This window comes from Streptococcus sp. cx1 (assembly GCF_052384325.1).
GTDB classification, from domain to species: Bacteria; Bacillota; Bacilli; order Lactobacillales; family Streptococcaceae; genus Streptococcus; species Streptococcus salivarius_G.
In genome coordinates, this window is record NZ_JBQSUN010000001.1 from 492845 (window position 1) to 504818 (window position 11974).

At 40.3% G+C, this 11974-nt stretch carries 12 protein-coding genes; all 12 read left to right on the top strand.

Annotated elements, in window-relative coordinates; genetic code table 11:
* The first annotated feature begins 128 nt into the window (after positions 1-128).
* The 12 genes from recJ (at position 129) to recN (ending at position 11912) form a co-directional block, all read left to right on the top strand.
* The gene (gene recJ, locus ACT170_RS02370) at positions 129-2330 is read left to right on the top strand and encodes a single-stranded-DNA-specific exonuclease RecJ (RefSeq protein ID WP_444817988.1); all 2202 of its coding nucleotides are present in this window, start codon (positions 129-131) and stop codon (positions 2328-2330) included.
* A gap of 118 nt (positions 2331-2448) precedes the next feature.
* Positions 2449-2967: an adenine phosphoribosyltransferase gene (locus ACT170_RS02375; RefSeq protein WP_048790968.1), complete on the top strand. Its 519-nt coding sequence runs from the start codon at positions 2449-2451 to the stop codon at positions 2965-2967.
* Between the two features lie 172 nt (positions 2968-3139).
* On the top strand, positions 3140-4084 hold the full coding sequence (metA, locus tag ACT170_RS02380) for a homoserine O-acetyltransferase MetA (RefSeq protein WP_444817989.1): 945 nt from the start codon (positions 3140-3142) through the stop codon (positions 4082-4084).
* Between the two features lie 72 nt (positions 4085-4156).
* A complete protein-coding gene (locus ACT170_RS02385; RefSeq protein ID WP_014634316.1) occupies positions 4157-4855 on the top strand; it encodes a DnaD domain-containing protein in 699 nt (232 codons plus the stop codon).
* On the top strand, positions 4855-5499 hold the full coding sequence (gene nth / locus ACT170_RS02390; protein WP_247916048.1) for an endonuclease III: 645 nt from the start codon (positions 4855-4857) through the stop codon (positions 5497-5499). Before ACT170_RS02385 ends, nth begins: the two co-directional genes overlap by 1 nt.
* 127 nt (positions 5500-5626) lie before the next feature.
* Positions 5627-6388, top strand: a complete 762-nt coding sequence (locus ACT170_RS02395; protein WP_444817990.1) for a hypothetical protein — start codon at positions 5627-5629, stop codon at positions 6386-6388.
* 186 nt (positions 6389-6574) lie between these two features.
* Positions 6575-7903: an exodeoxyribonuclease VII large subunit gene (gene xseA / locus ACT170_RS02400; protein WP_021144302.1), complete on the top strand. Its 1329-nt coding sequence runs from the start codon at positions 6575-6577 to the stop codon at positions 7901-7903.
* On the top strand, positions 7893-8108 hold the full coding sequence (locus ACT170_RS02405; RefSeq protein WP_002884058.1) for an exodeoxyribonuclease VII small subunit: 216 nt from the start codon (positions 7893-7895) through the stop codon (positions 8106-8108). Before xseA ends, ACT170_RS02405 begins: the two co-directional genes overlap by 11 nt.
* A complete protein-coding gene (locus ACT170_RS02410) occupies positions 8108-8980 on the top strand; it encodes a polyprenyl synthetase family protein (protein ID WP_070476336.1) in 873 nt (290 codons plus the stop codon). Before ACT170_RS02405 ends, ACT170_RS02410 begins: the two co-directional genes overlap by 1 nt.
* The gene (locus ACT170_RS02415; RefSeq protein WP_181671184.1) at positions 8973-9800 is read left to right on the top strand and encodes a TlyA family RNA methyltransferase; all 828 of its coding nucleotides are present in this window, start codon (positions 8973-8975) and stop codon (positions 9798-9800) included. The genes ACT170_RS02410 and ACT170_RS02415 overlap by 8 nt, the downstream gene beginning before the upstream one ends.
* Complete coding sequence (locus ACT170_RS02420) at positions 9787-10233, top strand: arginine repressor (protein WP_048674586.1); 447 nt, start codon at positions 9787-9789, stop codon at positions 10231-10233. The genes ACT170_RS02415 and ACT170_RS02420 overlap by 14 nt, the downstream gene beginning before the upstream one ends.
* Positions 10234-10241: 8 nt before the next feature.
* On the top strand, positions 10242-11912 hold the full coding sequence (recN, locus tag ACT170_RS02425; RefSeq protein WP_038675832.1) for a DNA repair protein RecN: 1671 nt from the start codon (positions 10242-10244) through the stop codon (positions 11910-11912).
* Positions 11913-11974 lie beyond the last annotated feature (62 nt).

Below are 11974 nucleotides of genomic sequence, written 5' to 3' on the forward strand. Positions count from 1 at the left end.
TACCACAAGTCTAAGCAACTTACGATGTTTGACATTCTCTTTTTAGGAAACTTAGCTTTCTATCCACTATGATAAATTTTTTCATGTTATAATAGATAGACTAGATGACAGGGAGTAAATATAAAAACATGATTACATCAACGTATGATTGGAAAATAAACACAAAAGAGCCAGATGCTGGCTTTTTTAAACTTGCTAAAGAACATGGACTGGCAGAAACAGCAGCCAAGATTGCCTATGAACGTGGCATTACGACAGAAGATGCTCTTGAAGACTTTCTAAAGGCTGATTTATCACACCTTCATGATCCTTATCTTCTTCATGATATGGATAAGGCAGTGGCTAGAATTCGTCAGGCTATTGAAAATTATGAACAAATCTTAGTCTATGGAGACTATGATGCAGATGGTATGACATCAGCATCGATTGTTAAGGAAGCTCTTGAAATGATGGGCGCTGAAGCTCGAGTCTATTTGCCTAACCGGTTTACAGATGGTTATGGGCCAAACGAAAGTGTCTACAAGTACTTCATTGAACAGGAAGGCATTTCACTCATTGTTACAGTGGATAATGGGGTAGCGGGGAATGATGCTATCGCTTATGCGCAAGAGCAAGGTGTGGACGTTATCGTTACAGACCATCACAGTATGCCGGCACAACTTCCAGATGCCTATGCCATTGTCCATCCAGAGCATCCAGATGCCGATTATCCTTTTAAGTATTTGGCAGGTTGTGGTGTAGCTTTCAAATTGGCAACTGCCCTCCTTGAAACTATTCCTACTGAGATGTTGGACTTGGTAGCCATTGGTACCATTGCCGATATGGTTAGCCTAACGGATGAAAATCGTATTATGGTCAAGGTCGGCCTGGAAATTCTAAAGACTACTGAGCGTATTGGGCTTCAAGAATTGCTCCGCATTTCAGATGTAGACCCAACAACGATTTCTGAAGAAACGGTCGGTTTCAAACTGGCTCCTCAACTCAATGCCTTGGGACGCTTAGATGATCCAAATCCAGCCATTGAACTGCTGACCGGATTTGATGATGAAGAAGCCCAAGCCATTGCTCTGGAAATCAATGCTAAAAATGAAGAACGTAAGGAAGTTGTTCAAAACATCTTTGATGAAGCCATAACCATGGTAGACCCGGACAAACCTGTTCAGGTTCTGGCCAAGGAAGGCTGGCATCCTGGCGTTCTAGGTATTGTGGCGGGGCGTATCATGGAACAAGTCAGTCAGACAGTAGTGGTTTTGAATATTGAAGATGGCTTGGCTAAGGGTTCCGCTCGTAGTTTGGAATCTATCAATATCTTCCATGCCCTTGATGACCACCGAGACATCTTTACTGCTTTTGGAGGACATGCTGGAGCGGCGGGTATGACCCTTCCAGAAGAAAATCTTGGACGACTATCAGAGATTTTGTGTCATTATGTCTACGATAATGACATTGATACGAGTGCCAAAAATACGTTAAATTTAGACGAGGAGCTCCAACTCAGTGAGCTTAGCTTGGATACCATTAAGAGCCTAGAAAAACTAGCACCTTTTGGTATGGATAATAAAAAGCCAGTCTTTTGGCTACATGATATTACCGTTACTCAAGCTAGGACAATGGGACAAAATGGGGCCCATCTTAAGTTTAAGGTTAAACAAGGCAAGGATAGCTTTGACGTTGTCGCTTTTAATAAAGGTCATTTGCTTCAAGAATTTCAACAAGCTCAAGGTTTGGAATTGGCAGTGACCTTGTCTGTTAATGTTTGGAATGGTCAGACAACGCTACAGATCATGCTAGAAGATGCGCGTGTAGATGGTGTTCAATTATTTGATTTTCGCTCAAAAAATATGGCACTGCCTGAAGGCGTACCAACGGTAGAAGAAGCAGCAGACACAGAGCCTGCGGTTGTCCTCAACACCCTACCTGAATCAGCGACAGAATTAAAAGAGTGGTTTGAAGGTAAAGATTTCCAGGCTATCTATTTTAAAAATAGCATTAAGGAAGCCTATTATCTGACAGGTTATGGAACAAGAGAGCAATTTGCAAGGCTCTATAAAACCATTTACCAATTCCCAGAGTTCGATGTCCGTTATAAATTGGATGAACTCAGTCATTACCTTAAAATCGACAAGATTCTCCTGATTAAGATGATTCAAATCTTTGATGAATTGGATTTTGTGACTATTGATAATGGTGTTATGACAGTCAATAAAGAAGCTGAGAAACGTGAGATTGAGGACAGTCAAATTTTCCAAGATCTGAAACGACTAGTTAAGTTCCAAGAACTCATGGCTCTGGGAACACCACAGGAAATTTATGACTGGCTTTATAAGTAGGGGAGTCTGAATCCAAAGGATTCGTCTCGAAATGAGGGTTAGCATTTTCTAAATTTAACATTTCATGCTATAATGGTATGTAAATATTTTTTTGGCGAAAAGCCTATAGGAAGAACAAATGAAATTAGAAGATTATATTGCATCTATTGAAAACTACCCAAAAGAAGGGGTTACTTTCCGTGATATTAGTCCTTTGATGGCTGATGGAAATGCTTATAGCTATGCTATCCGTGAAATCGTTCAGTATGCGACTGATAAGAAGATTGACATGATTGTTGGTCCTGAAGCACGTGGTTTCATCGTTGGTTGTCCAGTTGCTTTTGAACTTGGTATTGGTTTTGCTCCAGTTCGTAAACCTGGTAAATTGCCACGTGAAGTGATTTCAGCAGATTACGAAAAAGAGTATGGTGTCGATACACTTTGTATGCATGCCGATGCAATCAAGCCAGGCCAACGTGTACTTATCGTAGATGACCTTTTGGCAACTGGTGGTACCGTTAAAGCTACAATTGAAATGATTGAGCGCCTAGGTGGTGTCGTTGCTGGTTGTGCCTTCTTGATTGAGCTTGATGGTCTTAATGGACGTGATGCTATCGAAGGTTACGATACTAAAGTATTGATGAACTTCCCAGGATAAATCTATCTATGAACTAACAAAAGGCCTTAGGGCCTTTTTAACTCTTTTAAAACAAAGGTGGCCTCTAAATATAGTTTAAAGCTATAGCTAACTAGAGAAAATATATATTTGATAACAATACCTCCCCGGTTTATAATATGAATATAGAATAAATAAGGATGGAGATATTGTTATGCCTATAAAACTTGATAATAAGTTACCAGCTCTTGATGTATTGCGTTCGGAAAATGTCTTCATCATGGATGAGAACAGAGCTAGTAGCCAGGATATTCGACCAATGGAGGTCTTAATCCTTAACCTTATGCCTACTAAAGAAGTTACGGAAACTCAATTACTACGTCTTTTGGCCAATACGCCACTTCAAATTAACGTCGAGTTCCTTTATATGACTAGTCATAAGTCAAAAAATACCCATGCAGAACATATGGAAACCTTTTATAAGACTTTTGATGAAATTAAGCATAAGTATTATGATGGTCTCATCGTAACAGGTGCTCCTGTTGAGCAAATACCTTTTGAAGAAGTTGATTATTGGCAAGAATTGACACAGGTTTTTGACTGGTCTAAAAAGCATGTCTATTCAACCCTTCATCTGTGTTGGGGAGCTCAAGCAGGTCTCTATTATAAGCATGGAGTCGACAAGGTCCCATTGTCAGAGAAACTATCTGGTATCTATAAACAAACGGTTGACATGCCTGAAAACTTCCTTATGAATGGCTTTGATGACAGCTTTGTGTCACCACATTCTCGCTATACTGAGGTTACGCTCGAGGATATTAAAAACAAGACGGATTTAGATATTGTTGTGTCAGGACCAGAGGTCGGTTTATCCATCTTAGCAAGTAAGAATCTTCGTGAAGTATATAGTTTCGGTCATTTTGAATATGACCGTGATACTCTAGCCAGAGAATACCGAAGAGATTTGGATGCAGGGATTAATCCAGACGTACCGGCAAACTATTTCCCAGAGGATGATCCAAGTCAGGAGCCTAAACTTCGTTGGAATCTTGCGGCATCTGCTTTCTTTAGCAATTGGATTAATTATGCGGTATATCAAGAAACACCTTATCGTTTAGAAGAGTTGGAAGACGATTTTTCATTCTACGGTTATTTGTAGTAGACAGTCTCAAAAGATTTATGTGAGCGCATAAAGACTTTTTGGGGTGTCTATCTACTCTGAAAGGTAAATATGAGTTTTTTTGAACAGTATCGATCAGGCAATCTGGTCCTTCCTAATGCTTTATTTTTCCACTTTAAGGATATTTTTCCATCTGCGGATGACTTTCTGGTTTGGCAATTTCTCTATCTACAAACGACAACTCAGATTGGAGAAGTAGCTTCTAGTCAGATAGCGCAAGCAACTGGAAAGACACCAACTGAGGTTAATAAAAGTATTACGACACTGACTGAGGCTGGACTCCTTGATTTCACGACTATTAAGGTTAATAATGAAATTGAAATGGTTGTAGATGCTTCACCTGCCTTGGCAGTTTTGGATAAGTTAGTGAGCAATGAAAAGACAACGACCGGGCCTGTAGTTGGTCAGCCAACCAATACACAACTCATCAAGCAATTAACAGATGAGTTAGAACAAGCTTTGGGAATCTTGAATCCTATGGTTATCGAAGATTTAAACAAGGAAATCCAAGAAGAACATACTGATCCCGAACTTATCCGTGAGGCTTTGAAAGAAGCAGTATTTAACCGCAAGACAAATTGGAATTACATCAAAGGGGTTCTGCGTAACTGGAAATTGAGTGGTATTACGACGAAAATTCAAGTTGAAGAGCGTCGTTTGGAGCATCAAGGTAAGAAGCAACATCACCAAGTTTCGGACGACTTCAAAACAGGTATGGATGCAGCCCGTCAATTATGGGGTGGCCAATAATGTTAGGAAGAAAACGTGTTAATGAGGCTCTAGCTCTCATGGGAGAGATGTTTCCCAATGCTCATGGAGAGTTGGAGTGGGAAACTCCTTTCCAGCTGTTAGTTGCTGTTATTTTATCGGCACAGACAACTGATAAGGCTGTTAACAAAATTACACCAGGCTTGTGGGCGCGTTATCCAGAAATTGAGGATTTAGCTTCTGCTAATCTTGATGATGTTGAGATGTGTTTGCGAACAATCGGTCTTTATAAGAATAAGGCAAAGAACATCATCAAGACTGCTAGAGCTGTTTTAATGAATTTTGATGGACAGGTTCCGAAAACGCATAAGGAATTGGAAAGTCTGCCTGGTGTGGGACGAAAAACGGCTAATGTAGTATTGGCTGAAGTCTATGGTATTCCTTCTATTGCTGTAGATACGCATGTCTCGCGTGTATCTAAAAGGCTAAATATCGTGCCAGAGGATGCTGGTGTAGAAGAAATCGAAGCGGAACTGATGAAGAAAATCCCAAAGAGGGATTGGATTATCAGTCATCACCGTATGATTTTCTTTGGACGTTATCATTGTTTGGCTAAGAATCCTAAGTGTCAGACATGTCCTCTTCAAAGTTATTGTAAGTACTATAAAGAAACAACTAAGAAATAAGCTGGAGAATGTGACTTTCTTCGGCTTTTTACAGCTGTAAGAATTTGTTACAAACTAGTAACTTGACAAAAGTCTCAGGCTTTAAGAAAATAGAAGAAACGATTTAGAAGCAGGAGCGATATAGTGAATGGCTGAATTCAGTAATGAAGAGTATCTGAGAGCCTTAGCTGATAATGGTGATAGAGAAGCAGCCAAAGAATATGAGCAAGCTTTGGATAATCGTATTTTTCAGTTGCAGATTTCATTGGCTCAAACGAGTGATCCGCAGGGTCGTAGGGAAGTGCAAAAACTCTTGGAACAAGAGGAAAAGAAAAAAAGGGACTACTTTCAAGAAAAAGAGGAAAAAGCTGTGAGCGAATTTAGACGTCGTAAAAATGAAACTACAAAGGGAAGAAAAGTTACGAGTTTTGATAAACTCAAAGATCCTAATATCATTAGATGGGTAATTGGAGTTGTTGCAGTACTTGCAGTGGTTATTCCTGTGGTTACCTTGATGTGGTATAGTAATAACCAAAAAGAGAGTGTAACAAATCCATGGAAAAACGGTCAGTTGGCTAAAAGCAAGGAAGCAGCTGCAGCATCATCTGATAACCAATCCTCTCAAGTTGATACCTCATCTTTGTCTGACCAACAGTTAGAAGACTGGGTTGTTTCTACCTATGCTAAAGAACAAGGTTCAACTGGAGAAAATTATAAAAATCTAGGTTGGAATGTTTATTCATGGACGGATGATGATGATAACCTAGTTTATGCTCAACTTTATGATGCCTATGGTAATGATGTTCTTCTTTTCCGTGTAGATAAGAAGGGACAACTCGAAGCTTATGGTGGTATTGACGGTTCAAGCGATTCTTGGGACGTCGTTTCAAAAACTTATACAACCGATTAATGAAACTATATAAAACACCTGACTATGGTGGTTGAGACTGTCTTTTGACAGTCTTTTTTGGTATAATTTAAGGTAATCGTGTATACAATTAAAAAGCTGACTGAGAAGATTTGGGGATGATGGTTCTACAGAACTTTTTTAATGTCTTCAGGTTTTCGAGGATAGGTTAAATAAAGGAGAGTTGTCGTGTCAGACTATTTATCGGTCACATCCTTAACCAAATATTTGAAAATGAAATTTGACCGTGATCCTTATTTAGAGAGGGTATATTTGACGGGACAGGTTTCCAATTTTCGTCGCCGCCCGAGTCATCAATATTTTTCGCTTAAGGATGAAGGAGCTGTTATTCAGGCGACGATTTGGGCTGGAGTTTTCAAAAAACTTGGTTTTGAACTCGAAGAAGGGATGAAAATCAATGTCGTAGGTCGTGTCCAGATTTATGAGCCTAGTGGCTCTTATTCCATTATTATCGAGAAGGCTGAGCCGGATGGTATTGGAGCTTTGGCTATCCAGTTTGAACAGCTTCGTAAAAAATTGACTGCAGAAGGCTACTTTGATGATCGTCATAAGCAAGCGCTGCCTAATTTTGTCAAAAAAATCGGGGTTGTCACAAGTCCTAGTGGTGCGGTTATTCGAGATATTATTACGACCGTTAGTCGTCGTTTTTCAGGGGTAGAAATCTTACTTTTCCCTACCAAGGTTCAAGGTGAAGGAGCTGCACAGGAAATTGCTGAAAATATCCAAAAAGCCAATCAAAGGGATGACCTAGATTTACTTATCGTTGGTCGTGGTGGAGGTTCTATTGAAGACCTCTGGGCTTTTAACGAGGAAATTGTTGTTCAGTCCATTTTTGAGAGTCGTCTACCTGTGATTTCAAGTGTTGGTCACGAAACAGATACGACCTTGGCTGACTTTGTTGCAGATCGTAGGGCTGCTACACCTACAGCAGCGGCAGAACTTGCTACTCCAGTATCAAAGGCCGATATCTTGGTTTGGATTCGTGAAAGACAAAATAGAGCTTATCAAGCCTGTTTGAGACGTATACAGTACAATCAAGAACGTTTGGCTAAACTGTCACAATCTGTTGTCTTTAGGCAACCTGAGCGCCTATATGATGGTTATTTACAAAAGTTGGATCGACTAACAACAAGGCTTGAAACCTTCGTGAGTCAAGATTTCGATCGAAAGCAAAAAAAAGCGGAACTTTTGAAACAACGGTTACAAGGCTTAAATCTTCTGATCAGTGTTCAGAACTATCAAGACCGTCGAGAGTCTTTGCAACGTTTATTGGTGACCACAACTAAGAACACCATTAATGGTAACCGTGTGAGATTAGAAAAGGCACAGGATGCTTTATTGTCTCTAGATACTAGCCGTATTGTTGCAAGGGGCTATGCCATTGTCAAAAAAGATGATAAACCTTTAACCAGTACCAAGAATATTACCGAAGGTGATCAATTAACCGTCCAAATGAGAGATGGAGAACTAGAAGTAGAGGTGAAAAATGTCAACTAAAAAAACATTTGAGGAAAATTTACAGGACTTAGAAGCCATTGTCACTAAGCTCGAAACAGGTGATGTTGCTCTTGAGGATGCTATTGCTGAGTTCCAAAAAGGTATGGCCTTGTCTAAGGATTTGCAGAAGACCTTGGAAGATGCTGAAAAAACACTAGTTAAGGTTATGCAAGCAGATGGTACAGAAACGGAAATGGATGCCTAATGAGCAAGCTAAATAAAATTGATGCGGCTATCCGTGATTACTACCAAAAAAAGAATCTTCCTGTATCAAGTGATTTAATCACTGCTATTCTTTATTCAGTTGATAGTGGCGGTAAGCGTATTCGTCCACTGATTTTCTTAGATTTACTTGAAGGATTTGGTTTAGAGCTAACTCCTAGTCATTTCGATGTTGCAGCGAGTCTTGAAATGATTCATACTGGAAGTCTGATTCACGATGATCTGCCGGCTATGGATGATGATGATTACCGTCGAGGACGTTTAACCAACCATAAGAAATTTGATGAAGCAACGGCGATATTGGCTGGCGATTCTCTCTTTTTGGATCCCTTTGATCTCCTGGCCCAAACAGAGCTATCAGCAGAAATTCGAGTTCAATTGATTCAAGCATTGTCTCATTCCTCAGGCACCTTCGGTATGGTTGGTGGCCAGATGTTGGATATGAAGGGGGAAGGTCAGGAACTAGATTTATCGCAACTAGCTAAAATTCATGAGCATAAGACAGGTATGCTTTTAACCTTTCCTTTTGTGGCGGCTGGTATTGTTGCTCAAAAAAATCTAGAGGTTTTGGAAAATCTGAAAGAAGCTGGTCGCCTGATTGGTCTTGCCTTTCAAGTCCGTGATGATATTTTGGATGTGACTGCTGATTTCGAAGAACTTGGAAAGACACCTGGAAAAGATGTAGTAGCGGGAAAATCAACCTATCCAGCTCTTCTTGGTCTGGAAAAATCACATGCTATCCTCGAAGAATCACTTAGTAAAGCTGAGGCTATTTTCCAAAATCTAGCTGAGACTCAAGGTTTCAAGAAAGACAGTATTATAGAAATCATAGAAAGGTTACGACTCCATGCCTAAGGAAAGAGTAGACGTCTTGGCTTATAAACAAGGCCTTTTTGAAACACGAGAACAAGCAAAACGTGGCGTAATGGCAGGTTTAGTTGTTAATGTTATCAATGGTGAGCGTTACGATAAACCTGGTGAAAAAATCGATGACGGGACTGAGTTAAAACTAAAAGGTGAGAAGCTTAAGTATGTGAGTCGTGGAGGACTCAAACTTGAAAAAGCTTTGGAAGTTTTCAATCTGTCAGTTGAAGGTATGACGACCATTGATATCGGAGCCTCAACAGGTGGGTTTACTGATGTTATGCTTCAAAATGGGGCCAAACTGGTTTATGCCGTGGATGTCGGTACCAATCAGTTGGTTTGGAAATTGCGTCAAGATGAGCGTGTTCGTTCCATGGAGCAATATAATTTCCGTTATGCTGAACCTGTCGATTTTACGGAAGGGTTACCGTCTTTTGCATCAATTGATGTCAGCTTCATCTCTCTTAATCTGATTCTACCGGCCTTGGCTAAGATATTGGTTGATGGAGGGCAAGTTGTTGCTCTTGTGAAACCCCAATTTGAGGCTGGCCGTGAACAAATTGGGAAAAACGGGATTGTCCGTGAGAGCAGTGTCCATGAAAAAGTGTTAGAAACAGTGACAGCTTTTGCGGTTGACTATGGCTTTTCAGTTAAAGAACTGAACTTTTCACCTATCCAAGGTGGTCATGGTAACATTGAGTTTCTCGCACACTTGGAGAAGACAAATTCTCCTCAAAATGATGCTCAAACCTCTATTAAGGAAGTTGTAGCACAAGCACATAAGGAGTTTAAAAAGAATGAAGAAGAATGATCGTTTGGAGTTAATCCGAAAGATTGTCCAAGAAAATAAAATTACGACCCAGGGAGAATTGGTAAAATTACTTCAAAATGAGGGATTAAAGGCTACTCAAGCGACTGTATCGCGTGATATCAATGAAATTGGTATTACCAAGGTGCCAACTGAAGACGGTTCTTACATCTATGGGCTCTCAACTGTTCCTAGACGAGTAGGTGGAACATCTGTTGCGCCCCGTCGCTTGTTGCGTGTTGATCGTCAACATGCCTTTATGAATATCGTTGTTCAACCTGGGACAAGCCGCCTCATCAAGAAGATTCTTTTGGATGAGTACAAGCATTTGATTTTTAGTGTCATTGCTGACGATGATACCCTCTTTTTAGTGGCTCAGTCAGAGTTAGCAGCTATCGAACTACAGGGGCAAATCATTAAGTGGGTTGAAGAATAGGAGGGCCTATGCTTCTCGAAATTACGATAAAGAATTTCGCAATTATTGAAGAGATTTCTCTAAACTTTGAGAATGGTATGACCGTCCTTACTGGTGAAACAGGTGCTGGTAAGTCCATTATTATAGATGCCATGAATCTTATGTTGGGCGCACGTGCCTCAAGCGAAGTCGTCCGTCATTCAGCATCTAAGGCTGAAATTCAGGGCTTCTTTTCAATCGAACAAAATCCTGCCTTGGTTAGTATCTTGGAAGATAATGGGATTCCTGTCGAGGATGAATTGATTATCCGTCGTGAAATCTTCCAAAATGGTAGAAGTGTTAGTCGCATCAATGGACAGATGGTCAATTTAACGACGCTTAAAGCTGTTGGGCACTTCTTGGTAGATATCCATGGACAGCATGACCAGGAAGAACTTATGAAACCTGCTCTGCATATTACCATGCTTGATGCCTTTGGGGATAAGGAATTTTTCCAAACAAAGAAAGAATACCAAGAGTATTTTGACCGCTATCGTGAGTTAAGAAAAGCTGTTCTTGAAAAGCAGAAAAATGAGCAGGAGCATAAGGCACGAATTGAAATGCTAGCTTTTCAGATTGCAGAAATTGAAGCAGTCTCTCTAAAATCAGGAGAAGATTTGGCTTTGATGAAGGAACGAGACAAGCTTCTTAACCATAAGCAGATTGCTGATACCTTAACCAATGCCTATGTCATGCTGGATAATGAAGATTTTTCAAGCCTTTCAAATGTCCGTTCTGCCATGAACGACCTCCAATCTCTTGAAGAATATGACTCTGATTACAAAGAACTTTCTGGAAATCTATCAGAAGCCTATTATGTTTTAGAAGATGTCACTAAGCAACTAGGTGACCTTTTGGATAATTTGGACTTTGATGCTGGGCGTTTGCAAGAGATTGAACACCGCTTAGATACGATTAATGCAATTACTCGTAAATATGGTGGAACTGTTGATGACGTCTTGGATTATCTGGAAAATTCAAGTAAAGAGTACAATCTTCTGACTGGCAATTCCAGTTCGTCAGATGCCATGGAACAAGAGCTTAAGCAACTTGAAAAAGATCTGCTAGCGTCTGCAGAGACACTACAAACGGCACGCCATCAAATAGCTAAGGCTCTTGAAGCTGAAATTAAGAACGAGTTATGCGACCTTTACATGGATAAGGCTGATTTTAAAGTTACCTTTACTAAAGGGAAATTTAACCGTGATGGCAATGAGCAGGTTGAGTTTTACATTTCAACCAATCCAGGTGAAGGCTTTAAACCGCTTGTTAAGGTTGCTTCAGGAGGAGAATTATCTCGACTCATGTTAGCGATTAAGTCAGCCTTTGCCCGCAAAGAAGACAAAACAAGTATTGTCTTTGATGAGGTTGATACTGGCGTTTCAGGTCGTGTTGCCCAAGCCATCGCTCAGAAAATTCATAAGATTGGGAGTCATGGTCAGGTTTTGGCCATCAGTCACCTTCCACAAGTTATTGCCATTGCTGATTATCAGTTCTTTATTTCTAAGGAAAGTGATAATGAGACAACTGTCTCTCGTGTTCGTCTCTTGACACCTGAGGAAAGGGTGCAAGAAATCGCTAAGATGTTAGCAGGTGATAATGTGACGGAGGCTGCCTTGAGCCAGGCAAGAGCCTTGTTAAAGGTGGATGACTCTCTTTAGAAAAAGACTTGGGAAAAGCTTTCCAGTCATGCTATAATAGAATAAAAATTTGTGTTAAGCGA